The sequence below is a fragment of the Mycolicibacter kumamotonensis genome (assembly GCF_002086285.1).
In the GTDB taxonomy this organism is placed as follows: Bacteria; Actinomycetota; Actinomycetes; order Mycobacteriales; family Mycobacteriaceae; genus Mycobacterium; species Mycobacterium kumamotonense.
The window spans coordinates 1-25347 of sequence record NZ_MVHU01000023.1 but is presented as its reverse complement, the minus strand read 5'-3'; the positions used below and the strand labels follow the sequence as shown (position 1 = coordinate 25347).

Here is a 25347-nt window from a genome sequence, read left to right as displayed (position 1 = left end):
AGGTTTCGGCTTAGAACCAGCTGCCCGGGTCGAACAGGTCGAAGCCCGCCGCCGCGGCGCCGGCCGCGTCGAGGCCCGAGACCGCGTCGCCGGCGTCAAGCGGTGCGACGGCATCGAACATGCTGAACATGCCCGACAGGTCGAAGGTGCCGAACGGGGTGATCAACGTGTCGGTGATGCTCGAGGCGGCCGTGCCGTCGGCGTTCGGAATGGCCTCGTAGACGTTGGTGAAGCCCCAGAGGTCGGTGACGCTGTAGACCGTGCCCAGCGTCGGCAGGTCGGCGATCTGCGCGTCGGTGAGACCGGAGGCGGCATCGACCGAGGTGACGGTGAACTGGGTGGTCTCGATTCCGAGAATGTTCGACATGTTCTCGCCGAAACTGACCGTGCCCAGGGTGGCGCCGTCGTCGTCGTACACCGAGATACCGTCCTGGGTGGGCAGGAAAGCCCCGAGCGCGTTGACGCCGGCGATCTGCAGCAGCGGTGCGATACCGAACAGCGGATAGCTGGCATCGGTGCTGAACCCGTCGCTGCCCGGGTCGAAGGTGGTGCCGCCGATGGTGAACGCGTTGTCACTGAGGGCGGCGCTGTCAGACGTCGCGGCCAGCGCACCCAGCGGCGCAGCTGGATCCAGCGGGCTGGTCGCGTCAAAGGTCGTCGGTATGTTGAGGTTGCCGAACGGGGTGACCAGGGTGTCGGTGATGGTGGCCGACCCGCCGCCGGCTCCCGGGACAGCTTCGTAGACGTTCGCGAAACCGCCGCCGAGGTCGGTGACGCTGTAGACCGTCCCGACGGCGGGTAGGTCGGCGAGGTCGATGTTGTTGAGCACGCTTGCTATTTCATCGTTGGTGATGTCGCTGCCGGCGAGGTTGAGGCCGCTGGGAAGAAGAGAGACGAGAACGTCATTGCCGGTGATGTCGCCGCTGCCGTAGCGCAGGATGGCACTGTTGGCGGACAAGGCATCCGCTAACTCTTGGGCAGTGAACTCGGCGCCGCCGAAGTCGAGGCCGGCGGCCAGGGCGCTTTCGAGCGCGGAGTTGGCCGGGGCGATGGCACCGACGGTGAACTGTGTGCTGTCGATCCCCAGCACGTCGGAGTACCAGAGGTAGCTGTGGATGGTGCCGGCGTCGGCGCCATCGGCGTACACCGTGAACTCCTGGTCGGCTTGGGTTCCTGCTAGGCCGGAACCGGAGATATTGATGGCGCTGGCCTGCAAACTCAGCAGCGGCGCGAAGCTGGACAAGGACAACCGGGTGGGGAGATCGATGCCGTCGCTACCCGGGTCGAAGGTGGTGCCGTCGATGGTGAACGCGTTGTCGCTGAGACCGCTGACGCCGGACGTGTTGCCCAGGCTTTCCAGCGGGGCGCCCGGGTCCAGCGGTGCGATGGCGTCATAGGGAGTCGGTAGGTCGAAGTTGCCGAACGGGGTGACGAACGTGTTGGTGATGCTGGATGCAGCCGTGCCGTCGGCGTTCGGGACGGCCACGTAGACGTTCGCGAAGCCGCCGCCGAGGTTGGTGATGCTGTACACCGTGCCGTCGGCGGGCAACTCGGCGGCTTGAGCGGCGGTCAGGCCGCCGGCCGCAGTGCTGCTGGTGACGGTGAACTGTGCGGTGACGATGCCCAGGAGATTCTGAACGTTGGTCGAGGTCAGCAGTGTCCCGAGCGTTTCGCCGCTGCTGTCCTCGATGGTGAACTGCTGCGAGCCGAGGGAAAAGAGGCCCAGCAGGCTGTCGCTGCCCAGGGATAGCAGCGGGGAATTGGCGAACATCGGCGTGAGGGCTTCATAGCCGTCGGTCTGACCGCCGGTCAGCGCGTCGATCGCCACAGGGTCGGTGAAGCTGATATCGCCGATGGTGAAGCCGGCGTCAGAGCTGTCGGCGATCGCGACCGCCGCGTGCAGAAACGCTGCCGTCAGCAGCCCGCCCCCGGCGGTGGCGGCGAGCGTTGCTGCTTGGATACGTCGATTCATAGTCACACACCTTCCAATCTGTCAGCTGGGGACCGAACGTCAGAACCAGCTGCCCGGGTCGAAGAGGTCGAAGCTGCCTGCGGCCGCCGACGCCGCGTCGTCGAGACCGGTGAACGCGTCGCCCGGATCGAGCAGGCCGGCGGCGTTGAAGCCGCCGAACAGCGAGCTCAGGTCGACGTTGCCGAACGGGGTCACCAGGGTGTCGGTGATGGTGCCGTCCTCGCCGGGTGTGGCGATGTAGATGTTCTGCCAACCGCCGCCCAGGTTGAAGACGTCGTAGACCGTGCCCACCGCCGGCAGTGCGGAAGCGTCGATATCGTCTGCGGCCGTGACACTTTGGACGGTGAACTCGGTGTTGGTGAAGCCCAACAGCTCCGACACATTCACACTGGTTCTGATGGTCCCGAGGTCGCTGTCGTCGGAACCGCCGTAGACGTCGAAGTCTTGCGGCGAAAAGTTGATCGGCGGATTGCTGGTGCCGAGACCGACTGTGGCACCGCCGAGGTTCAACAGCGGCGCTGCGCCGATCAATGCCGGAATGACGTGGAAGCCCTCGGCCGAGACGCCGTTGGTGGTGGTGAACGGGTCGAAGACGTAGCCGCCGAGGCTGAAGGCATCCTCGCCGAAGGAATCGTCGCCGGCCTGCAGGCCGGTGAAGGCTTCGCCCGGGTCGAGCGGGTTGGCCAAATTGATGCCGCCGAACAGTGCGTCCAGGCTCATGTTGCCGAACGGGGTCACCAGGGTGTCGGTGACGGTACCGCTGGTGACGGTGCCGTCAGCGGCGACGACGTCCGGGGTAGCGGTGTAGACGTTGGCCCAGCCGTTGCCGAGGTTGAAAGCGTCGTAGACGGTGCCCACAACGGGTAGCTGCGCGGCCTCCACACCGTCGGCCGGGGTGGCGCCTTGGACGATGAACTCGGTGTTGGTCATGCCCAGCAAATTGGTCACGTCCACGGCGGTGTTGATGCTGCCCAGTTCGGTGGCGCTCGACCCGGTTCCGCTGTAAACGGTGAAGTCTTGCGGGGCGAAGGGGGTCGGCTGGGTTTGGGGGAAAGACGTACTCAGCGTCAGCTGGCCGCCGCCGAGGTTCAACAGCGGCGGGATGCTGGCCAGCGAGTCGACCGGCGCAAAGCCCTCGGTGGTGGTCCCGTCGGATGTGGTGAACGGGTCGAAGGTGTAGTTGCCGATGCTGAAGGCGTCGTCGCCGATGCTGCTGTTGCCGGCCTGTAGCGCGGCGAAGGCGTCGCCGGGCTGCAGCGGGTTGGCGGCGTTCATCCCGGCGAACAGCGAGCTCAGGTCGGTGTTGCCGAACGGTGTCACCAGGGTGTCGGTGACGGTACCGTCCTCGCCCGGGGTGGCGATGTAGACGTTGTAGAAGCCGCCGCCCAGGTTGAATACGTCGTAGACGGTGCCGGCGACCGGAAGTGTCGAGGCGTCGACACCGTCGGCGGGGGCGCTGTCCAGCACGGTGAACGCGGTGTTGGGCAGGCCGAACAGGTAGGACACGGTTTCGTTGGTGTCGATGCTGCCGAGTGCGGTGGTGCCGTTGTAGAGGTCGAAGCTCTGCGGGGCGAGATTGAGGACGCCCAGAGCCTTCCCCCCGCCGAGGGCCAGCAGCGGCGGAGCCAGGCTGAGCGGACCCACAAGGTCGAAGCCCTGGCCACCGTCGGCCGATGTCGGGTCGAACGTTGTGCCGTCGATGGTGAAGGCGTCCTCACCGGGTGCCGCGACACCGATCGCGGCCTGGAGAAACGCTGCGGTCAGGAGTCCGCCACCCGCAGTGGCGGCAATAACGGCCGCCTGCACACGTCGATTCGTCATCAGGCTTCCGATCTGTTGGTCGGGCTCAGGAAGGGTTGAGTTACCCGTGAGTACGTTTAGAAAAATTACCGTGGGTGTTCTTGGTCACACAAGGATTATTCGGGTCATGATGCGGGAAATTTCGACCGATTTAGGAGACAAATCGGAGGATTCGCGGACAAAAGACGCCTATTTGCGGCCCGGCGTGCGGCGCGCGCGGCTGGCTGTGGACTCGGTTCCGGCGCGGTAATGGCTGAGGAATTGACTACGCCGTTAAGTGCGGGGCGATCCAAGTCAACTCGGCCGGCAGCTGGGAACTCCAGTAGGCCCCGTCATGGCCGCCCGGGGAGAATCCGCCTGCCGGGGGACTGGGCAACTGCGCGATGAAGGCCTGGGTCGCCGAATAGAACGGATCGGAGTCGCCGCAGTCCACCCGGATCGGGATCGATCCCAGGCTCGGCATCCCGAAGACCGAGTTGGCTGCGAAATCCGTCGCGCCGTCGAACGCTCCCGGTGCGGTGGCCCCCGGCGAGAGCCACAGTGCGGGGCTCACCGCGCAGATGGCCGCGGTCCGGCGCGCACCGAGCCGGCCGCCCAGCAGTAGCGCGCCGTAACCGCCCATCGACCAACCGATGAAACCCACCCGGGAGGTGTCCAGGCCCTGGTCGGCCAGCAACGGCAGCAACTCGTCGGTGACCATCGCGCCGGAGTCTTCCCCGGATGCACGCCGGTGCCAGTAACTGCCCCCGCCGTCGACGGCCACCACCGCGAACGGCGGCAGCCCGGCGGCGACCGCCTCGGCCAGGCCCTGTTCGACTCCGCCGGCCATCACCGTGGCGGCGTCGCTGCCTTTGCCGTGCAACGCGATCAGCGGGCGCAGTGGCTCGGTTTGTCCCGGTGGTCGGGCGATCGCCCAGTTGGTGGTGATTCCACCGCGCGCCGCCGAGGCGAACGAGCCCACGGACATGGTGGCCGTCGTTTCCGGGACGGCCGAGGCCAGTCGGGTGCCGAGCAGTGAACTCACCGCGCCGGCTGTGCTCATAGCGGCCCCGAGGCGCAGCACCGCCCGTCGGCTCAGTTCCGGCATGGCGGTCATCATGCCAGCACGCACCGTTTGTCCGAAAAGACGGAAACCCATGATGCGGCGATAGCTGTGCTGGCAGCATCTCTAGGCGTGATGACAGCGGTCACGCCCAAGGGCGAACGCCGGCGATATGCGCTGATCAGCGCCGCCGCCGAGCTCCTGCGCGAAGGCGGGTTCGAAGCGGTGCGGCATCGCGCGGTGGCGCAGCGCGCAGGTCTTCCTTTGGCGTCGACCACCTACTACTTCTCATCACTGGACGACCTGATCGCCCGTGCGGTGGAACACATCGGAATGTTGGAGGTCGCCCAGTTGCGGGCCCGCATCGCCGGCCTGTCCCGGCGGCGGCGCAGCGCCGAGACCACGGCGGACATGCTGGTGGACCTGTTGGTCGGGGAGGAGAACGGCCTGCAGGTTGCCGAGCGGCTCATCTCCCGCTATGAGCGATCCATCGTCTGCGCCCGGCAGCCCGCCCTGCGCGAAATCCAGCGCCGCGTCCTGCACCAGCGGTCCGACGCTGTGGCCGAAGCCATCGAACGTTCCGGGCGGATCGCCCGGGTTGAGATGGCATATGCCCTGGTCTGCATGGTCGACGGAGCGGTGATGGCGGCCCTGGTCGATGACCGGCAGGGCCCGCGGGTCGTTGCCCGGGCTGCGGTAATCGACGTCATCGACCTGCTCGCTCCGCTGGACCAACGCGCCGTGTCAGCCTGAGAACCTCACACGGTATGCTGCGGCGACCCCGGTGCGGCTATTTGTTACCGCCGGGTAAACCGGGGGTGCCAAGACACCTGGAAACGCCAACGAGAAGCGAATGCGGAGAGCTACGTCATGAATATCGGTGTCCTATCCGAGGCGCAGGCCGGTGAGACGCGTGTGTCGGCGACGCCGGCGACGGTCGCTCAACTGACCAAGCTCGGCTACGACGTGGTGGTGGACGCCGGCGCTGGCGCCGCATCGGACTTCCCCGACGAGGCATACGTCGAAGCCGGCGCGACCATCGGCGACGCCCGTGCCGCCGACATCGTCTTCGGGGTCAACGCCCCCTCGACCGAACAGCTGGACGCGATGAAGCCGGGCGCCACCCTGGTCAGCCTGCTGGCGCCGGCGCTGAACCCGGACCGGGTGGAGGATCTGGCCCGCCGGCCGATCACGGCGCTCTCGATGGACGCGGTGCCGCGCATCTCGCGGGCGCAGTCGCTGGACGTGTTGAGCTCGATGGCCAACATCGCCGGCTACCGCGCCGTGGTGGAGGCCGCGCACGTGTTCGGGCGCTTCTTCACCGGCCAGGTGACCGCCGCCGGCAAGGTACCGCCGGCCAAGGTGCTGGTGGTCGGTGCCGGGGTGGCCGGCCTGGCCGCGATCGGCGCGGCCGGCAGCCTGGGGGCGATCGTGCGCGCCACCGATCCGCGGCCCGAGGTCGCCGATCAGGTCCGCTCGCTCGGGGGCGAGTACCTGTCGATCGAAGACCCCGAGGCCGAGGTCTCGGCGACCGGCTACGCCAAGGAGATGAGCGACGACTACAAGGCGCGTGAGGCGGCGCTGTATGCCGAGCAGTGCGCCGACGTCGACATCATCATCACCACCGCCCTGATTCCGGGTAAGCCCGCGCCGCGGATCATCACCGCCGAGATGGTGGCGTCGATGAAGCCGGGCAGCGTGATCGTCGACATGGCCGCGGCCAACGGCGGCAACGTCGAGGGCACCGTCAAGGACCAGGCCGTCGTCACCGACAACGGAGTGACGATCATCGGCTACACCGACCTCGCCGGTCGGCTGCCCGCGCAGGCCTCCCAACTCTACGGCACCAACCTGGTCAACCTGATGAAGTTGATGACGCCGGAGAAGGACGGCCAGCTGGTGCTGAACTTCGACGACGTGGTGCAGCGGTCGATGACCGTGGTGCGCGACGGCGAGTCGACGTGGCCGCCGCCGCCGGTGCAGGTCTCGGCCGCCCCGGCCAAGGCCGCCGAAGCGCCGGTGGCCGCGCCGGCGGCGAAGGCGCCGATGACGCCTGCGCGGCGGCTGGGACTTGTCGTCTCCGCGGCGGCCGTGCTGTTCACGCTGGTGGCGCTGGCGCCCGCGGCGCTGCAGGTGCACCTGACGGTGTTCGCGCTGGCGATCGTGATCGGCTACTACGTGATCGGGCATGTGCACCACGCGTTGCATACCCCGCTGATGTCGGTGACCAATGCCATCTCGGGGATCATCGTGGTGGGCGCGCTGCTGCAGATCGGCCACGACGACCCCGTCATCACGAGTTTGGCCGCCGCGGCGATCCTGCTGGCCAGTATCAACATCTTCGGCGGCTTCGCGGTGACGCGCCGCATGCTGGCCATGTTCTCCCGCAGCTAGAGCCTGCCCAAGACGCCCGAATAGTTGGAGTAGAACCCGCTTATGTTCTCTGTTGACACCGCCGCCTCGGCGGCATACATCGTCGCGGCGCTGTTGTTCATCCTGGCGCTGGCCGGGCTCAGCAAGCACGAAACATCCAAGGCCGGCAACAGCTTCGGCATCGTCGGTATGGCGGTGGCGCTGGCCGCGACGATCACGTTGGCGGTAAACCACGACATCGGAACGGTCGGCCTGGGACTGCTGATCGGGGCCACCGTGGTGGGCGCGGCGATCGGGCTGTGGCGGGCGAAGGTGGTCGAGATGACCGGCATGCCCGAACTGATCGCGCTGCTGCACTCCTTCGTCGGGTTGGCCGCCGTGCTGGTCGGCTGGAACGGCTACCTTCACGTCGAGCACCGTCCGTACGGGTCCGCGGCCCGCGAATTGGCCGCCACGGGCATGTTCGGCATCCACTCCGCCGAGGTGTTCATCGGGGTGTTCATCGGGGCGGTGACGTTCACCGGCTCGATCGTGGCCAACCTCAAGCTCTCGGCGCGGATGAAGTCCGCCCCGCTGATGCTGCCCGGCAAGAACTTCCTCAACGTCGGCGCCCTGATCGTGTTCTTCGCGCTGACGGTGTGGTTCGTGCGCGAACCACAACTGTGGCTGCTGATCGTGGTCACCGTCCTGGCGCTGGCGTTGGGCTGGCACCTGGTGGCCTCCATCGGCGGTGGGGACATGCCGGTGGTGGTCTCGATGCTCAACAGCTACTCCGGTTGGGCCGCGGCCGCCTCGGGCTTCCTGCTCTCCAACGACCTGCTGATCATCACCGGTGCGCTGGTCGGCTCTTCGGGTGCCTACCTGTCCTACATCATGTGCAAGGCGATGAATCGCTCGTTCATCTCGGTGATCGCCGGTGGCTTCGGGATCGAGGCGGGCCCGTCGGATGACACCGATTACGGCGAGCACCGTGAGATCACCGCCGAAGGGGTGGCCGAGCTGCTGTCCGGCGCCGACTCGGTGATCATCACCCCGGGCTACGGCATGGCCGTCGCGCAGGCCCAGTACGGCGTCGCCGAACTGACCCGCAAGCTGCGTGAGCGCGGCGTCAATGTGCGCTTCGGCATCCACCCGGTCGCCGGCCGGCTCCCGGGGCACATGAACGTGCTGTTGGCCGAGGCCAAGGTGCCCTACGACATCGTGCTGGAGATGGACGAGATCAACGACGACTTCGAAGACACCTCCGTCGTTCTGGTGATCGGCGCCAACGACACCGTCAACCCGGCCGCCGCCGAAGACCCGTCCAGCCCGATCGCGGGCATGCCAGTGCTGACCGTGTGGGAGGCCGACAACGTCATCGTCTTCAAGCGCTCGATGGCTTCCGGCTACGCGGGCGTGCAGAACCCCCTGTTCTTCCGGCAGAACTCCGCCATGCTGTTCGGCGACGCCAAAGACCGGGTCGAGGACATCCTGCACGCGCTGTAGGACACGGCGATCGCGATAGGGTAGCTGCTCGTGAGCATCCCCAATGTGCTGGCCGCCCGTTACGCCAGCACCGCGATGACCGACATCTGGTCGCCGCGGGCCAAAGTCGTCGCCGAACGCCGGCTGTGGCTGGCGGTGTTGCGCGCCCAAGCCGAGTTGGGCGTGCAGGTACCTGAACAGGCGATCGCCGATTACGAAGCCGTCCTCGAAGACGTCGATCTGGCGTCGATCGCCGCCCGCGAGCGCGTGACCCGCCACGACGTCAAGGCCCGCATCGAGGAGTTCAATGCGCTGGCCGGCCATGAGCACGTGCACAAGGGGATGACCAGCCGCGACCTCACCGAGAACGTCGAACAACTGCAGATCCGCCAGTCGCTGGAACTGGTGTTCAGCCACGGGCTGGCGGTGGTGGTCCGGCTGGTCAACCACGCGGTGGCCTACCGCGAACTGGTCATGGCCGGGCGCAGCCACAACGTCGCCGCGCAGGCCACCACGCTGGGCAAGCGGTTCGCCTCGGCCGCCGAAGAGACGCTGATGGCGCTGACCCGGGTGCGCGAGCTGATCGACCGCTACCCGCTGCGCGGCATCAAGGGGCCGATGGGCACCGCCCAGGACATGCTGGACTTGTTCGGCGGCGACACCGCCAAACTCACCGAACTGGAACGCCGGGTCGCCGAATTCCTAGGTTTCTCAAGCGTTTTGACCAGCGTCGGGCAGGTCTATCCGCGTTCGCTGGACCACGACGTGATCTCCGCACTGGTGCAGTTGGGCGCCGGTCCGTCGTCGTTGGCCCACACCATCCGCCTGATGGCCGGACATGAACTGGTCACCGAGGGCTTCGCGCCCGGCCAGGTCGGCTCCTCGGCGATGCCGCACAAGATGAACACCCGCAGCTGCGAGCGGGTCAACGGCCTGCAGGTGGTGCTGCGCGGCTACGCGTCGATGGCCGCCGAGCTGGCCGGAGCCCAGTGGAACGAGGGCGATGTGTTCTGCTCGGTGGTGCGCCGCGTCGCGCTGCCCGACGCGTTCTTCGCCATCGACGGACAGACCGAGACGTTTCTCACCGTGCTCGACGAGTTCGGCGCCTACCCGGCGGTGATCACCCGGGAACTGGACCGTTACCTGCCGTTCTTGGCTACCACCAAGGTGCTGATCGCCGCGGTGCGTGCCGGGATGGGCCGTGAAGCGGCGCACGAGGTGATCAAGGAACACGCGGTGGCCGTCGCCCTGGCGATGCGCGAACGCGGCGCCGAACCGGATCTGCTGGACCGGCTGGCCGCCGACGAGCGGCTGCCGCTGGGCCGGGAAGCGCTGGAGGCCGCGGTCGCCGACCGGCAGGCGTTCACCGGGGCGGCCGCCGACCAGGTCGACCAGGTCGCCGCGGCGGTGAACGAACTGACCGACCGGTATCCCGGGGCGGCCGCCTACACCCCGGGCGCGATTCTCTAACCGCGCATGGGCGTGACGCGGTGGCCGGCACCGGATGCCTTTGCGGCGGTGATGGCCACCGGCATTCTGTCGATCGCCGCGCTCGACCACCACTACCGTTGGCTCTCCGACACTTTGGGCGTGCTGGCGACCATCGCGCTGATGGTGCTGACGGTGACCGCCGTGTGGGCCGTTCGCCGCTGGGATCTTCGCGACCCCGACGTGACGTTGCGGCTGTTCACCTTCGTCGCCGCTTGCGCGGTGCTCGATTCCCGGCTGGTCGCCCACCCGGTGGTGGTGCGCGGCCTGGGCATACTGGCGCTGACGGCATGGCTGGCGTTGACGGCCCTGACCTGCCGCAACATGGTTTCACGTGACCTGGCCGAACTGCGCGCTCGCGCCCACGGCGCCTGGGAACTGGCCGGTGTCGGCACATCGGGGCTGGCGATCGTCGCCGCGCAGGTCGCCCGGCACACCGGTGATCGCGGTTGGGCGGTGATCGCGGTAATGGTCTGGCTGCTGGCGATCGCGATCTACGCCATGATGACCTGGCTGATCCTGTGGCGCACCGCCCATGAACGCAAAGACCGTGAGGGCTTCGAGCCCGATGACTGGATCCTGATGGGGGCGTTGGCGATCGCCAGCCTGGCCGGTCACACCATCGGTGGCGTGACAGCGGATTGGCTGGCCGCGCCGGTGCGCGTCGTCACCGTCGTGACCTGGTTGGTGGCCGGCGGGTGGATCCCGCCGCTGGTCTACTTCGTGCTGCACCGGGTCAACCGGCGTCCGGCGGTCCTGCAACTCACCGGCGCCTGGTGGGCGCTGATCTTCCCGTTGGGGATGTACTCGGCGGCCACCGGTGCCATCGCCGCGGAGCTACAAGTGCCCGCCCTGCAGACCATGTCGCTGGTGTTCTTCTGGAACGCGTTGACCGCGTGGGTGATCGTGGCGGTCGCCGGGCTGCTGCGATTCCGGCGCGATCTGGTCCGCGCGGGCTAACGCGCGGGATCGCGCCGAGACCGCCGGGCCAGACCCGCGGAGTGCAACTCCAATGCGGCCAGGCCCGCGATCACCGCACCGTCGGCGTGCCGCCACGCACCGACCGGATCGGGACTGACCGCGGTGAGTCGACCCAGCGGCCGGTTGGTCAACGCCCGCAGCGCCAACAGTTGCTGACCGGCCGGGGTGGCGGCCAGTGTCAGCACCGCACGCTTGCGCAGAAAGAACCGCAGCCGCAGCGCCAGCCACGGCATCGCCACGGCCAGGATCGGCGGCGCGGCGACCGCGATCGCCAGCAGGTAGGCCAACCAGCCCGCGGTGGTGTTCAGGTTGTGGCCGGCGCCGGCGATGTCGACGGCCGCCTCACCGGCCGCCGTCAGCGGCTTGCTCACCGCATCGCCCACCAGCGGAATACGATCCGCGCTCTGCCCGGCCGAGGCCAGACTCTCGGCCACGCCGTTGGCGCCCCGCTCGAACTGCCGGCCGACCCCGGCGATGGTGGCTACCGCCCCGTGCACGGCGAGAGCGACCAGCACCCATAGGAAGGTCCACACCGCGACGACGGCGTCACTGAGCAGTTGGGCCAACAGGCGGCCGGGGGAGGTGGCGTAGGGCAGCAACCGTGAGCTCATGGATCCGATCCCAACACACCCCGCGCCGTCTCGTGCTGGTGATTTCGATGGCGGCGGCCCGCTGCGCCCGGCTCCGCCGCGCTTGCGACCGCCGCTGGTTTGGTGGCGGCGGCCCGCTGCGCCCGGCTCCGCCGCGCTTGCGACCGCCGCTAAGCTGGCCTGATGTCGCGTCCCGCGCTCTCCGATTACCAGCACCTGGCCAGCGGCAAAGTCCGCGAACTCTACCGGGTCGACGACAAGCACCTGCTGTTCGTCGCCACCGACCGGATCTCGGCGTTCGACTACATCCTGGACAGCCAGATCCCGGACAAGGGCCGCATCCTGACTGCGATGAGTGTTTTCTTCTTCGACCTCGTCGAGGCGCCCAACCACCTGGCCGGCCCGCCCGATGACCCCCGCATCCCCGACGAGGTGCTGGGCCGCGCGCTGGTCGTGCGTCAGCTGAAGATGATGCCGATCGAGTGCGTGGCGCGCGGCTACCTGACCGGCTCGGGCCTGCTGGACTACCAGCGCGGCGGCTCGGTGTGCGGCATCCCGCTGCCGCCCGGGCTGGTGGAGGCCAGCAAGTTCGCCAATCCGTTGTTCACCCCGGCCACCAAGGCCGAGATCGGTGAGCACGACGAGAACATCCCGTTCGCGCGGGTGATCGACCTGGTGGGGCCGGTGCGGGCCGGCCAGCTGCGCGACCGCACCCTGCAGACCTATGTGCAGGCGGCCGACCACGCACTGACGAAGGGAATCATCATCGCCGACACCAAGTTCGAGTTCGGCGTGGACGAACATGACAATCTGGTGCTGGCCGACGAGGTGTTCACCCCCGACTCGTCGCGGTACTGGCCCGCCGATCACTACCGGGCCGGCGTCGTGCAGGAAAGCTTCGACAAGCAGTTCGTGCGCAATTGGCTCATCGGTCCGGAATCCGGCTGGGATCGAGCCGGGACCGAACCGCCCCCGCCCCTGCCGGACGACATCATCGCCGCCACACGCGCCCGTTACGTCGAGGCCTACGAACGCATCTCAGGTCTGTCCTTCGATGACTGGGTCGGCCCGGGGGCATGACCGACGTCGCACACGCGCTGCCGGATCCCCCTTCGGCCAAGCGGGTGGAAACCACCCGAACCCACCACGGGGACGTCTTCGTCGATCCCTATGAATGGCTGCGTGACAAGTCCGACCCCGCCGTGGTCGCCCACCTGGAAGCCGAGAACGCCTACACCGATGCCGCCACAGCGCACCTGGAACCGCTGCGGCAGAGCATCTTCGACGAGATCAAGGCCCGTACCAAGGAGACCGACCTGTCGGTGCCCGCCCGGCGCGGCGACTGGTGGTACTACGCGCGTACCTTCGAGGGAAAGCAGTACGGCGTCCAATGCCGCTGTCCCGTAGGTTCTCCCGACGATTGGGACCCGCCCCGACTCGATGAGGCCATCGAGATCCCCGCCGAGCAGATACTGCTGGACCAGAACGCCGAGGCGCAGGGCCATGACTTCTTCGCGCTCGGCGCCGCCGGCGTCAGCCCGGACGGCAATATCCTGGCCTACTCCGTCGACGTCGTCGGTGACGAGCGGTACACGCTGCGATTCAAGGACTTATCCACCGGGGAACTGTTTCCCGACGAGATCGCCGGGATCGGCGCCGGGGTGACCTGGGCGACCGACAACCGCACCGTCTACTACGTCACCGTCGACGCCGCCTGGCGCCCGGATACCGTGTGGCGCTACCGGATCGGTGCCGGCCAGCCCGCCGAGCAGGTCTACCACGAAGAAGACGAACGGTTCTGGCTGTCGGTGGGGCGCACCCGCAGCGACGCCTACGTGCTGATCGCGGCCGGCTCGTCGATCACCTCCGAGGTGCGCTATGCCGACGCGACCGACCCGCAGGCGGAGTTCACCGTGGTGCTGCCGCGGCGTGACGGCGTCGAGTACTCGGTGGAGCATGCGATCCTCGACGGCCGGGACCGGTTTCTCATCCTGCACAACGACGGTGCGGTCAACTTCACCTTGGTGCAGGCACCGGTGGATGATCCGACCGCGCAGCAGACCCTGATCGCCGGACGTGACGATGTGCGACTCGATACCGTCGATGCCTTCGCTCACCACCTCGTCGTCGGCTACCGCGCCGAGGGGCTGCCGCGGCTTCAATTGTGGCCGATCGGCGACGACGGCGAATACCTACCGCCGCAGGAGATCACGTTCGACACCGAGCTGACCTCCTCGGGCCTGGCGGCCAACCCGAACTGGGATTGCCCGAAACTGCGGGTGGGCGCGACGTCGTTCATCACCCCGGTGCGGGTCTACGACATCGACCTCGCGACCGGCGAACGCGCCCTGCTGCGCGAGCAGCCGGTGCTCGGGGAGTATCGGCGCGAAGACTACGTCGAGTACCGGGACTGGGCCTACGCCGAGGACGGCACCCGTGTGCCGGTGTCGGTCGTGCACCGGGCCGGGATCGAACTGCCGGCCCCCACACTGCTCTACGGTTACGGCGCCTATGAGATGTGCGAGGACCCGCAGTTCTCGATCGCTCGGCTGTCCCTGCTGGACCGAGGCATGGTGTTCGCCGTTGCGCACGTCCGGGGCGGCGGCGAGCTGGGCCGGCTGTGGTACGAACACGGCAAGCTGCTGGAGAAGAAGAACAGTTTCACCGACTTCGTCGCCGTGGCGCGCCACCTGATCGAGGCCCGGATCTGCAAGCCGGCGCATCTGGTGGCGATGGGCGGCAGCGCGGGCGGGCTGTTGATGGGTGCGGTGACCAACCTGGCGCCGGAACTGTTCGCCGGCGTGGTCGCGCAGGTTCCGTTCGTCGACCCGCTGACCACCATCCTGGACCCGTCACTGCCGCTGACCGTCACCGAATGGGACGAGTGGGGAAACCCGTTGGACGACAAGGACGTCTACTTCTATATGAAGTCCTATTCGCCCTATGAGAACATCGCCCGCCGGGAGTACCCGCCGATCCTGGCGATGACCTCCCTGCACGACACCCGGGTCTACTACGTCGAGCCGGCGAAGTGGGTTGCGGCGCTGCGGCATACCAAGACCGACGCCAATCAGGTGCTGCTGAAAATCCAGATGAACGCCGGCCACGGCGGCATCTCCGGGCGTTACGAACGCTGGAAAGAGATCGCTTTCCAATACGCCTGGCTGCTGGCGACGGCCGGCTGCGACGTCACGCGCGAACCCTGACCCGGCGAACCGACCGCCGCCGTTCGATGCCGCCCCGACGGCACCCGGGTCGCGGCGGCGACCGAACACCGCGACCCCGGCGCCGTTACCGGGTACCCTCGCGGCCATGAGCCTCGCTGATATCCCCCTGACCACCCTCGACGGCCGCTCCACTTCGCTGGCAGACTTCGCCGACCGCGCGGTCCTGGTCGTCAACGTCGCCTCCAAATGCGGACTCACCCCGCAGTACAGCGCCCTGGAGAAGCTCGCCCGCGACTATGCCGATCGCGGGCTGACCGTGCTCGGCGTGCCCTGCAACCAGTTCATGGGCCAAGAACCCGGAACGCCTGCGGAGATCCAGACTTTCTGCTCCACCACGTACGGGGTGACGTTTCCGCTGCTGGCCAAGACCGACGTCAACGGCGATGACCGGCACCCGCTGTATGCGGAACTGACCAAGACCGCCGACGCCGAGGGCTCCGCCGGTGATGTGCAATGGAACTTTGAGAAGTTCTTGCTCGCGCCGGGACTGACGGTGGCCAATCGGTTCCGGCCCACCACGGTGCCGGACGCGCCTGAGGTCATCGCCGCCATCGAGGCGGTACTGCCGAACTGATGCGCGCCCGCTCGGAGCGCTTCCCGAGTATCAGGGCGTTGGCGCTGGCTTACCGGTTCCGCGAGAGCCTTTTTCTCCTGCCGTTACTGATCGTGTTCGGCGGCATGCTGCTGGCCATTCTGTCCCGCGCGGTGGATCGGCGCATCGGGCCGTCGCCCCGCTTCCTGCTGAAGATGGACAGCGGGGTCGCCACCACGTTGCTGTCCACGATCGCCGGTGCGACCATCACCACCGCGGGGGTCATCTTCTCGCTGACCATCGTGAGCCTGCAGCTGGCAAGTACGCAGCTGTCCCCGCGAGTGATGCGCTGGTTCATCCGGGACCGGCTCAGCCAGGTCGTGATCGGCCTGCTGGTCGCCACATTCGTGTATTGCGTATTGAGCCTGCCGGATCTGGACGGATCCTCGCCGATCCCCGCGCCACCGGTCACGGTGACGGTCGCAGTGGTGCTGACGATCGTCACCGTGATCACCATCATCGCCCACATCGACCACCTGGCTCATCGGCTCGAGGTGGGTCAGGTGGTGCGGGAGATCGCCGCGGAGGGCTCAGCGGTGATCGACACCGTGGTGGCCGCCGCCATCGACGAACAACCCGCCCCCGAAACCGATATGGACGCGCCGCCGGATGCGCTGCGGCTGACTTCGCCGGGCAACGGCTGGATCAGCCGGGTCGACACGCAGCGGCTGCTGGCGGCCATCCCGCCGAACACCAAGATCCGGTTGGACACACGCGTCGGCGCCTACATCCACCTGGGTCAGCCGCTGGTCACCATCTGGCCGCCGCCGACGCATCCAGACCGGGTGCGGCACAAGCTGACCCGGGCGATCGCCGTCAGCGGCAGCCGCACCATGCAGGAGGACATCGACTTCGCGTTCCGCCAGCTCGTCGATATCGGCCTGCGCGCGCTGAGTTCGGCGATCAACGACCCCACCACCGCGGTGGAGGCCACGCTGCGGGTCGGCAGCCTGCTGCGCCGCCTGCTGGTGGTGCCGTTGCCGGCGGTGGCCGTGGCCGGACCGGAGGGTCGGACACTGCTGCGACCGTGGGGCCTCAACGCCCAGGAGTACATCGCGCACGGCTTCGATCAACTCCGTCACGTCGCACCGTCTCAGCCCCTGGTGGCGGCGACGATCCTGCGGGTGGTGCGGATGTTGGTCGTCCACGTCGAAGAACAGGGCCGGCCCGAACACATTCCCGCGCTGCGTGAGCAGGCCGACTTGCTGATGGAGTCCCTGGCTCAAGCGCCGGATCTGCATCCCCGCGATCTGGCCCGACTTCGGGCGATCGCCGCCAACAGCACCGACCCGGCCAACCACAGCCGTCGCCGCCGGACCTCCCCGTAGCGCCGGCGGGCGTATTCCTCGATGTCACCGGCCGGACACCTGCGCCGGCCACACTGGTGATGTGACCGGACAGCTGATCGTCTCCGTCTCGGGGATCGGCGAACGCACCTGCGCCGACGCCGAGGCGTTCTGCGCGCAACTGGACGCGCGTGCGGTACCGGTGTCGCTGCTGGTGGCGCCGCGGCTGGGGGCGGACTACCGCCTGGACCGCGACCCGCGCACCGTCGACTGGCTGACGCGCCGGCGGGCCGACGGCGCCGCCATCGTCCTGCACGGGTTCGACGAGGCCGCCACCAAGAGACGGCGCGGAGAGTTCGCGACCCTGCCGGCCCACGAGGCCAACCTGCGGCTGCTCGGGGCGGATCGCGTGCTGGAGCACCTGGGCTTGCGCACCCGGCTGTTCGCCGCTCCCGGCTGGAACGTCTCACCGGGAACCGTGCGGGTGTTGCCGCGCAACGGGTTCCGTCTGCTCGCCGGGTTGCACACGGTGACCGATCTGATGCTGGACCGAACGGTGCGAGCCCGGGTGATCGGCGTGGGGGCCGGCTTTCTGAGCGCACCCTGGTGGTGCCGGATGGTGGTGGCGAGCAGCGAGCGCATCGCACGACGCGGCGGTGTGGTGCGGCTGTCAGTGGGCGCTCGCCGGCTGAGCGAACCGGGCGTGGTGGCGGCCATGCTGGACGCGGTGGATGCGGCGTTGGGTCACGGCTGCCGGCCGGAGCGCTACCGCTGGCCGGTCGCGGCCGACGTGGCCTCCGAGCTGATCGCTTGACTGGTTACCCTGGTTCGCCATGAGCGATAGGGCGGACGCCGACGCAATCATCGTCGGGGCGGGTCTGGCCGGCCTGGTGGCGGCCTGCGAACTGGTGGACCGCGGCCAGCGGGTGCTGATCGTCGACCAGGAGAACAGCACGAACCTGGGCGGGCAGGCGTTCTGGTCCTTTGGCGGCCTGTTCTTCGTCGACAGCCCCGAGCAGCGGCGGCTGGGGGTACGCGACAGCCACGAACTGGCACTGCAGGATTGGCTGGGCACCGCCGGATTCGACCGCGCGTGCGACCACTGGCCGCGCCAATGGGCGCACGCCTACGTCGACTTCGCCGCCGGTGAGAAACGCAGCTGGCTGGCCGCGCGCGGGCTGAAGATCTTCCCACTGGTCGGCTGGGCCGAGCGCGGCGGTTACGGCGCGATCGGGCACGGCAATTCGGTGCCCCGGTTCCACATCACCTGGGGGACCGGACCCGCCCTGGTCGAGATCTTCGCGGGCCGGCTGCGGGGCCGGTCGAGGGTCGGCTTCGCGCACCGGCACCGGGTCGACGAGCTGATCGTCGAAGACGGCCGGGTGACCGGCGTGCGGGGCAGTGTGCTGGAACCGTCGTCCGCCCCGCGCGGTGCGGCGTCGTCACGGAACACGGTGGGGCAGTTCGAATTCCGCGCTTCGGCGGTACTGGTGACCAGCGGCGGCATCGGCGGCAATCTCGACCTGGTGCGGCAGAACTGGCCGGAGCGCATGGGCCGCGTCCCCGCCCAGCTCCTGGCCGGGGTGCCCGCCCACGTCGACGGCCGGATGATCGGTATCACCGAGGCGGCCGGCGGGCGGGTGATCAACCGCGACCGGATGTGGCACTACACCGAGGGCATCACCAATTACGACCCGATCTGGCCGGGCCACGGTATCCGGATCATCCCAGGACCGTCGCCGCTGTGGCTCGACGCCACCGGCGCCCGCCTGCCCGGGCCGCTGTATCCCGGTTTCGACACCCTGGGCACCTTGGAGCACATCGCGCGCTCCGGGCAGGACTACACCTGGTTCGTGCTGAACGCGAAGATCATCGAGAAGGAGTTCGCGCTGTCGGGTCAGGAGCAGAACCCGGACCTGACCGGGCGCAGCCTGCGTCAGCTGGTTGCTTCTCGGGTCCGTTCTGGACCGCCGCCGCCGGTGCAGGCGTTCGTCGATCGCGGGGTGGACTTCGTGCAGGCGTCGTCACTGCGTGACCTGGTCGCGGCGATGAACGACCTGCCCGACGTGCTGCCCTTGGACTACGCGAAGGTTGAGGCTGAGGTCACCGCCCGCGACCGCGAGGTGGCAAACCGGTTCAGCAAGGACGGCCAGATCACCGCGATCCGCGGGGCCCGGGCCTACCTGGGCGATCGCCTGGGCCGGGTGGTCGCCCCGCACCGGTTGACCGATCCGGCCGCCGGTCCGTTGATCGCGGTCAAGCTGCACATCCTGACCCGCAAGACCCTGGGTGGTCTGGAGACCGACCTGGACTCGCGGGTGCTGGGCGCCGACGGCAAGCCGATCGATGGGCTGTATGCGGCGGGCGAGGTGGCCGGCTTCGGGGGTGGCGGGGTGCACGGTTACCGGGCGCTGGAGGGCACCTTCCTGGGTGGGTGCATCTTCTCCGGCCGCGCCGCGGGCCGAGGCGCCGCCCGCGATATCGCCTGAATCGGGGTTCGCCGCTGCCGCGAGCGTGCGTAGATGCACGCTCTAACCCGGCGTGTCGCCGGACGAACACGCACGCTCGGCGGAATGGGGGTCGGGCGGAATGGGGGTCAGAAGGCGACGGCGCTCTCGGCGGGCAGCACCTGGAAATCGGTGCGTCCCATCTCGGCCAGCCGACCGTGGTAGATGCCGCGGGCGTCGGCGGCGATGATGCCCTGGTGGATCGGCACCGCCGCGCGCGGCGCCACGGCGCGCAGGTAGTCGACCGCCTCGGAGATCTTCATCCACGGTGCGGCGGCCGGGGCGGCCAGCACATCCACCGGCTCGCCCGGCACGAACAGCGCATCGCCGGGGTGCATCAACCGGGCCGGATGCCCGGCGTCGCCCACCAGGTAGGAGATGTTGTCGATCATCGGGATCTCCGGGTGGATCACCGCGTGCTGTCCACCGACCCCGCGCACCCGCAGCGACCCGAGCTCGAAGGCATCCCCGACGTGCACCGGTCGCCACGGCGGCCCCAGCTGGGCGGCGGTCTGCGGGTCGGCGTAGAGCGCCGCCTCCGGATTGGCGTCGATCAGGGCCGGTAACCGCTCGACGTCGACGTGGTCGGGGTGCTGATGGGTGATCAGGATCGCCGACAGCCCGGTGATGCCCTCGAAGCCGTGCGAGAAGTTGCCCGGGTCGAACAGCACCGTGGTGTCGACGAAATCGGCGAGCAGGCAGGAGTGGCCGAAGTGGGTCAGTCGCATGCCATCGATTGTGCGCTCCGGCGCCTCAGACGGGCATCGGTATTGTTGAGCCGACCGATTCCCGTCGACAGTAGGAGCGCGCGTGGCCCGGGTGGTTGTGCACGTGATGCCCAAAGCCGAAATTCTCGATCCGCAGGGTCAGGCGATCGTCGGCGCGCTATCCCGGCTCGGACACACCGGAGTGTCGGACGTGCGGCAGGGCAAGCGCTTCGAACTCGAGGTCGACGATTCGGTCGACGATGCCGCGCTGGCCGAGATCGCCGAAACGCTGCTGGCCAACACGGTGATCGAGGATTGGACCGTCAGCCGGGAGACGCCGTGAGCGCCCGTGTCGGTGTCATCACCTTCCCCGGCACCCTTGACGACGTCGACGCCGCCCGCGCGGTCCGGTTCGTCGGTGCCGAACCGGTGAGCCTCTGGCATGCCGATGCCGACCTCAAAGGGGTCGACGCCGTCGTCGTGCCCGGCGGGTTCTCCTACGGCGATTACCTGCGCGCCGGCGCCATCGCCCGGTTCGCCCCGGTGATGGGCGAGGTCGTCGCGGCGGCCGGGCGCGGTCTGCCGGTGCTGGGCATCTGTAACGGCTTCCAGGTGTTGTGCGAGGCCGGGCTGCTGCCGGGGGCCTTGACCCGCAATGCCGGGCTGCACTTCGTGTGCCGCGACGTCTGGCTGCGGGTGACGTCCAACACCACGGCCTGGACCTCCCGATTCGACGCAGACGCCGACCTGCTGGTGCCCCTGAAGTCCGGTGAGGGTCGCTACGTGGCCTCCGAGGCGGTGCTCGACGAACTGGAGGGCGAAGGCCGGGTGGTGTTCCGCTACCTCGACAACGTCAACGGCTCGCTGCGCGACATCGCCGGGATCAGCTCGGCCGACGGCCGGGTGGTGGGGCTGATGCCGCACCCCGAGCACGCCATCGAGGCGCTGACCGGGCCCAGTGACGACGGCCTGGGGTTGTTCTACTCGGCGCTGGACGCGGTGTTGGCCGCTTAGCGGGTTCGTCGAGGCACGGCCGGCTACGCTGGGACGTGGTCGGGGCAGTCGACGCGCAGGTCCGAGACGGTCATCGGGGTGTCGTAGAACTTGCAGCGGTAGCTTCGGCGGCCGGCCTGGAGGGTTTCCAGTTGCGTGCAGGTGCTGCAGGCCCGGGTGACGGGCAGCAACTGCGCGTCATGCAGGCGCGCCATGACGGTCAGCAGCGTGTCGAGCAGCTGTTCGGCTTCGGCGTGGTCGAGTTTGGACGTGGCGATCTCGGCGGGTGCGGTCCAGCGTGCGAGCTGGGCCGCGGTCTTGCGACCGGCCCGGGTGAGGGCGAGAGCGTGACGGCGGCGGTCATCGGGGTCCGGGGTGCGCACCACCATGTTTTTGCGGATCAGTGCCGCGATGGCGTCGCTCACGGTGGGCTCGGAGACGTTGAGTTCGCGGGCCAGCGTGCTGGCGTGCGCGGCGGGCGGTGGGCCGACGTAAAGCCAATGGAGAACCCGCATCTGGGTACTCGATAGGTCGTGGCTTTCGGCGGCCCGCCTGGCCAACACGTGCAGGGCATCGCCGACCCGGTCGAGCGCGGCGACGATCTTGGAGTCCAGGCTTCGGTGGCGTGCGCCTTCGGATTTCAGAGCACGACCTCCCTCGTGTGCACGGTTTCGGCGGCGTGGTGTCGGGCTCGGAGCCTAACCGCCGCCCGGGCCGGACCCCATGGTGCGAATCATGGTGATCCTAATACTTAGGAGTCCTCGGGAATTGCTGCATCATGGTGTCGTCCGGCGATCACCACAGCTCGACGCGGCTGGCGATCGCAGCTCATGCCCGACCGAGGACGACACATGCCCAAACTTTCCCGCAGTGATTGGTACGACCTGGCGCGCGACACCAACTGGACGTTTCGCTATGTGACCGAGGAGGAGGTGTTCCCCGAAGACCTGTCGGGAACGCATCGGGTCCCCGCGGAGGCCTGGCTCAAGTGGGACGAGCCCTACAAGATCGGTTACCGCGAATACGTGCACAACCAGGTCACCAAGGACACCACCACCTACTCGCTGAAGAACGCCATCGGACGATCGAAGCTGTTCGAGCAACTCGACCCGGGCTGGAAGTCGGTCATCGTGGCGCATTACGGCGCCATCACCATGCCCGAGTACCTGGCCTCGATCGGTGAAGCGCGGATGGGCAGGTTCGGCCGCTCGGCGGCCTGGCGCAACACCGCGACCTTCGGCACCCTCGACGAGGTCCGGCACGGCCAGATCCAGGCGTTCTTCCCCTACGGCCTGCTCGACAAGGAGCCGCGAGGCGACTGGGCGCTCAAGGCGTTTCACACCAACAACTGGATCGTGCTGGCGGTGCGCTATCTGTTCGACGACATGTTCGTCGCCAACGACGCCCTGTCGGTCGCGCTGCAGCTGACCTTCACCCTGGAGACCGGGTTCACCAATCTGCAGTTCCTCGGGATGGCCGCCGACGCCATCGACGTCGGAGACCTGGAGTTCGGCGCCCTGATCAGTTCCATCCAGACCGACGAGGCACGCCACGCCCAGCAGGGGGAACCCACCATCAAGGTGCTCAACGACAGCGGCGAGGCCGCGTGGGGGCAGTTCCTCATCGACCACATGTTCTGGCGGTCGTGGCGCATCTTCGCCCTGCTGACCGGTCTGTCGATGGATTACTACACCCCGCTGGAGAGTCGGCGAATGAGCTTCAAGGAGTTCATCGAGGACTGGGTGGTCAAGCAGTTCGCCGACCAGTTCCGCGACTATGGGCTCGAATTACCTTGGTACTGGGAAGAATTCATCAACGAGCTGACCTGGTATCACCATGCCATCCATCTGGGGGTGTGGTACTACCGGCCCACGGTGTGGTGGAACCCTGACGCCGGGGTCTCCGCAGAGGAGCGGTTGTGGCTGGAGGAGAAATACCCGGGGTGGAACCGCGACTTCGGCAAGCACTGGGACGTCATCACCGACAACGTCCGCGGCGGCGACATCGCCGCCACCCTGCCCGAAACCCTGCCGATCACCTGCAACCTGTGCCAACTGCCCATCGTGCGAGCCGCCGGGGTGATCGTCGGTGCACACACCGACGCGGCCCCGCTGACCCACGTGCACAACGACCGCAAGTACCTGTTCTGCTCGGAGCCGTGCCGGTGGATCTTCACCCAACGGCCCGACCGGTTCGCCGGCCACCAGTCGCTGATCGACCGGGTGCTCTCCGGTGAGATCAGCCCACCGGATCTGGGCACGGTGCTGCAGTACTTCGGGCTCTCGCCCGAGGAACAGGGCCAAGACGCCGACAACTACCGGTGGGCGCTCAACGCCCGCAATGGATCGAGGAGCTGAGGATCATGGCGCTGTTTCCCCTGACCGCGCTGTTCGAGGGCGACGTACTGGAACTGCTCATCCCGGTCGATGACGCCGACACCGTCGAAGCCGTCGGCGCGGTGATCGCCCATCACGTGGTCGGCCACCGGGTCGCGCAACGCGATGCCCCGATCCGGCTGCGGCACAACGGCACTGTGCTGGAACCCACGCTGGGAATCGGCGCGGCCGGCGTCGGCCCGCTGGACCATGTCGAGGCCTTCTATGACCAGCGTTAGCACCTGGACCCCGGTGGCCAGCCTCGATGAGCTGTGGGAGGGCGAGGTGGCCGAATTCGCGGTGGGCGATCGACAGATCCTCATCGCCCACCTGCGCGGCGGCGAGATCCGCGCCTACGACGGGTTATGCCCGCACGCCGGTTTTCCGCTGGCCGACGGCGATGTCGAAGACGACATTTTGACCTGCGGCGCCCACAGCTGGGAATTCGACCTGACCACCGGCGCCGGGGTGAACCCGGCCAACTGCCGGCTACGCAGCCATCCGGTACGCCTCGACGGCGACCAGATCACCATCTTGCTCACCGAAGGAGACCACCGATGACCGCCGTGGAACAGGACAAACTCGTCGGCCCGGTAGTCCGTGGCTTCGACCCCGACGTCGTCGCCGCCCTGACCGACGCCATCCTCACCGACAACCCCGACGCCTCCATCACCATCGACGACCACGCCGGCTACGTCCGCATCCACGCGCCGCGATCCCTGCGGGTAACCCGCGCGAGCCTGGAAGAAGCTGCGGGCCAAGCGTTTCCGCTGGCAACCCTGGAACCGGCGCTGGTGGCGTTCGCCGGACGGATCCGCTATCTCGGCGACGACGAATTGCACTGGTACTTGGATCGAGAGGACTGACACATGACCACCGCGAAAGCCCGGCCGCTCAAGACCTGGAGCATCGCCGGCGACACCCGGCGCAAACCCACCGAGTACGAAGCGGTCACCGGCCGGTTCCACTATCACTTCAACCGGCAACCGGCTCCCTTCGACCTCGACCCCCGCAGTCCCATCAACAGGTGGTATCTCAAACACCGCGAAGGCTCACCGCTGCAGGCCGAAGGCTGGGAAGGGTTCCGCGACCCGGCCGCGCTGAACTACCGCCGCTACATCGCGCTGCAGCACGACCGCGAGATCTACGCCGAGGGCGTGGTGGACCACTACGAGGCACTCGCCGCCGACGACACACTCGAACCCGGCTGGATCGAGACCTTGGCCCGCATCTATGCGCCCGCCCGCTACCTGTTCCACGTCCTGCAGATCACCAGCCTCTACCTGGGGCAACTGGCGCCGAGCGCCTACATCACCAACGCGGCGTTCTTCCAAGCCGCCGACGAACTGCGGGCACTGCAGTGGATCGCCTATCGCGTTAAGTCATTGTCGGGCAGCCACGACATCCAGTTGGCCAATTCCGAAGCGACACGGCGGATCTGGGAGACCGACGAGGCCTGGCAGCCGGCCCGCGAGGTGCTGGAACGCCTGCTGGTGGCCTACGACTGGGGCGAGGCGTTCACCGCGCTGAACCTGGTGGTCAAGCCGGTGCTTGACGCGCTGTTCAAGGAGGCGTTCGCCGAGCTGGCCACCGACCACGGCGACGGCCTGACAGCGGCGCTGCTGTCGGAGTCCCGGGTCGACACCACCCGCAATCAGGCCTGGCACGCCGCCCTGGCCCGCTACGCGCTGGGTGCCAACTCGACCAACCGCGCGGTCATCGACGCCTGGATCGACGTCTGGCGCCCGCGCGCCGACCGGGCGGTCGAGGGCCTCGCCGCCGCGCTAGCGGATCCCGACGGTGTGCGAGAGCGAACCGCGGGCTCGCTCGCCGCATTCACCGCCCGGTGGAGCGGCTGACTGCGCGGACATCCCTAGTGTCCTGAGTCATTAATTTTGGTGCAGTAGTTTCCGATGCTGGTCAGGATTTGGTCGGCGGTTTTGGTCCAGA

General features: G+C 68.1%; 24 protein-coding genes. 18 read left to right on the top strand and 6 right to left on the bottom strand.

Annotated elements, in window-relative coordinates; genetic code table 11:
• Positions 1–10: 10 nt before the first annotated feature.
• From BST28_RS15230 to BST28_RS15220, 3 genes are all read right to left on the bottom strand, one after another.
• The gene (locus tag BST28_RS15230; RefSeq protein ID WP_019736000.1) at positions 11–1972 is read right to left on the bottom strand and encodes a hypothetical protein; all 1962 of its coding nucleotides are present in this window, start codon (positions 1970–1972) and stop codon (positions 11–13) included.
• 39 nt (positions 1973–2011) lie between these two features.
• Positions 2012–3793 (bottom strand): hypothetical protein, encoded by a 1782-nt coding sequence (locus BST28_RS15225; protein ID WP_133054305.1) that lies wholly within the window; start codon positions 3791–3793, stop codon positions 2012–2014.
• Between the two features lie 244 nt (positions 3794–4037).
• The gene (locus BST28_RS15220) at positions 4038–4871 is read right to left on the bottom strand and encodes an alpha/beta hydrolase-fold protein (protein WP_065288211.1); all 834 of its coding nucleotides are present in this window, start codon (positions 4869–4871) and stop codon (positions 4038–4040) included.
• A 78-nt stretch (positions 4872–4949) separates the two neighbouring features.
• Between BST28_RS15220 and BST28_RS15215 the strand changes: the two genes are divergently transcribed.
• From BST28_RS15215 to BST28_RS15195, 5 genes are all read left to right on the top strand, one after another.
• Positions 4950–5567, top strand: coding sequence for a TetR/AcrR family transcriptional regulator (locus tag BST28_RS15215; RefSeq protein WP_065288212.1), 618 nt, complete (start codon positions 4950–4952; stop codon positions 5565–5567).
• Positions 5568–5684: 117 nt separating this feature from the next.
• A complete protein-coding gene (locus BST28_RS15210) occupies positions 5685–7208 on the top strand; it encodes a Re/Si-specific NAD(P)(+) transhydrogenase subunit alpha (protein ID WP_083081716.1) in 1524 nt (507 codons plus the stop codon).
• Between the two features lie 42 nt (positions 7209–7250).
• Complete coding sequence (gene pntB / locus BST28_RS15205) at positions 7251–8672, top strand: Re/Si-specific NAD(P)(+) transhydrogenase subunit beta (RefSeq protein ID WP_065288214.1); 1422 nt, start codon at positions 7251–7253, stop codon at positions 8670–8672.
• A 30-nt stretch (positions 8673–8702) separates the two neighbouring features.
• Entirely contained in the window at positions 8703–10121 is a 1419-nt protein-coding gene (gene purB, locus BST28_RS15200) for an adenylosuccinate lyase (protein ID WP_065288215.1), read from the top strand.
• Positions 10122–10127: 6 nt separating this feature from the next.
• On the top strand, positions 10128–11099 hold the full coding sequence (locus BST28_RS15195) for a tellurite resistance/C4-dicarboxylate transporter family protein (RefSeq protein WP_083081715.1): 972 nt from the start codon (positions 10128–10130) through the stop codon (positions 11097–11099).
• Here BST28_RS15195 and BST28_RS15190 read toward each other — a convergent pair.
• A complete protein-coding gene (locus BST28_RS15190; RefSeq protein WP_019735648.1) occupies positions 11096–11731 on the bottom strand; it encodes a hypothetical protein in 636 nt (211 codons plus the stop codon). The two genes, BST28_RS15195 and BST28_RS15190, sit on opposite strands and share 4 nt — an antisense overlap.
• Positions 11732–11893: 162 nt before the next feature.
• Between BST28_RS15190 and BST28_RS15185 the strand changes: the two genes are divergently transcribed.
• The 6 genes from BST28_RS15185 (at position 11894) to BST28_RS15160 (ending at position 19304) form a co-directional block, all read left to right on the top strand.
• Positions 11894–12790, top strand: a complete 897-nt coding sequence (locus BST28_RS15185; RefSeq protein ID WP_019738302.1) for a phosphoribosylaminoimidazolesuccinocarboxamide synthase — start codon at positions 11894–11896, stop codon at positions 12788–12790.
• On the top strand, positions 12787–14916 hold the full coding sequence (locus tag BST28_RS15180) for a S9 family peptidase (RefSeq protein ID WP_019738301.1): 2130 nt from the start codon (positions 12787–12789) through the stop codon (positions 14914–14916). The genes BST28_RS15185 and BST28_RS15180 overlap by 4 nt, the downstream gene beginning before the upstream one ends.
• A 106-nt stretch (positions 14917–15022) precedes the next feature.
• Entirely contained in the window at positions 15023–15511 is a 489-nt protein-coding gene (locus BST28_RS15175) for a glutathione peroxidase (RefSeq protein WP_019738300.1), read from the top strand.
• On the top strand, positions 15511–16857 hold the full coding sequence (locus tag BST28_RS15170) for a DUF2254 domain-containing protein (protein WP_019738299.1): 1347 nt from the start codon (positions 15511–15513) through the stop codon (positions 16855–16857). The genes BST28_RS15175 and BST28_RS15170 overlap by 1 nt, the downstream gene beginning before the upstream one ends.
• Positions 16858–16918: 61 nt before the next feature.
• The gene (locus tag BST28_RS15165; RefSeq protein WP_065288220.1) at positions 16919–17629 is read left to right on the top strand and encodes a DUF2334 domain-containing protein; all 711 of its coding nucleotides are present in this window, start codon (positions 16919–16921) and stop codon (positions 17627–17629) included.
• Positions 17630–17648: 19 nt separating this feature from the next.
• Positions 17649–19304, top strand: a complete 1656-nt coding sequence (locus tag BST28_RS15160; protein WP_083081714.1) for an FAD-binding dehydrogenase — start codon at positions 17649–17651, stop codon at positions 19302–19304.
• 107 nt (positions 19305–19411) lie between these two features.
• On the opposite strand, the gene BST28_RS15155 is transcribed toward BST28_RS15160, so the two are convergent.
• Positions 19412–20050, bottom strand: a complete 639-nt coding sequence (locus BST28_RS15155) for an MBL fold metallo-hydrolase (protein WP_065288222.1) — start codon at positions 20048–20050, stop codon at positions 19412–19414.
• 82 nt (positions 20051–20132) lie between these two features.
• Here BST28_RS15155 and purS point away from each other — a divergent pair, with 82 nt between their 5' ends.
• Together purS and purQ are read left to right on the top strand one after the other, a co-directional pair.
• Positions 20133–20372 carry a phosphoribosylformylglycinamidine synthase subunit PurS gene (purS, locus tag BST28_RS15150; protein ID WP_019737534.1) on the top strand — a complete coding sequence of 80 codons (240 nt, stop codon included), beginning with the start codon at positions 20133–20135 and terminating at the stop codon, positions 20370–20372.
• A complete protein-coding gene (gene purQ / locus BST28_RS15145) occupies positions 20369–21043 on the top strand; it encodes a phosphoribosylformylglycinamidine synthase subunit PurQ (RefSeq protein WP_019737535.1) in 675 nt (224 codons plus the stop codon). Before purS ends, purQ begins: the two co-directional genes overlap by 4 nt.
• 23 nt (positions 21044–21066) lie before the next feature.
• Here purQ and BST28_RS15140 read toward each other — a convergent pair whose 3' ends face one another.
• Positions 21067–21585: a MarR family winged helix-turn-helix transcriptional regulator gene (locus BST28_RS15140; RefSeq protein WP_083081713.1), complete on the bottom strand. Its 519-nt coding sequence runs from the start codon at positions 21583–21585 to the stop codon at positions 21067–21069.
• A 288-nt stretch (positions 21586–21873) separates the two neighbouring features.
• Between BST28_RS15140 and BST28_RS15135 the strand changes: the two genes are divergently transcribed.
• Genes BST28_RS15135 through BST28_RS15115 form a run of 5 tightly spaced genes read left to right on the top strand, consistent with a single transcriptional unit; the run spans position 21874 to position 25256 of the window.
• A complete protein-coding gene (locus BST28_RS15135; protein WP_065288224.1) occupies positions 21874–23379 on the top strand; it encodes an aromatic/alkene/methane monooxygenase hydroxylase/oxygenase subunit alpha in 1506 nt (501 codons plus the stop codon).
• A 5-nt stretch (positions 23380–23384) separates the two neighbouring features.
• Positions 23385–23636, top strand: a complete 252-nt coding sequence (locus BST28_RS15130) for a toluene-4-monooxygenase system B family protein (protein WP_065288225.1) — start codon at positions 23385–23387, stop codon at positions 23634–23636.
• A complete protein-coding gene (locus BST28_RS15125) occupies positions 23623–23958 on the top strand; it encodes a Rieske 2Fe-2S domain-containing protein (RefSeq protein ID WP_065288226.1) in 336 nt (111 codons plus the stop codon). The genes BST28_RS15130 and BST28_RS15125 overlap by 14 nt, the downstream gene beginning before the upstream one ends.
• Positions 23955–24263 (top strand): MmoB/DmpM family protein, encoded by a 309-nt coding sequence (locus BST28_RS15120; RefSeq protein WP_083081712.1) that lies wholly within the window; start codon positions 23955–23957, stop codon positions 24261–24263. The genes BST28_RS15125 and BST28_RS15120 overlap by 4 nt, the downstream gene beginning before the upstream one ends.
• A gap of 3 nt (positions 24264–24266) precedes the next feature.
• Entirely contained in the window at positions 24267–25256 is a 990-nt protein-coding gene (locus BST28_RS15115; RefSeq protein WP_083081710.1) for an aromatic/alkene monooxygenase hydroxylase subunit beta, read from the top strand.
• The last annotated feature ends 91 nt before the right edge of the window (positions 25257–25347 follow it).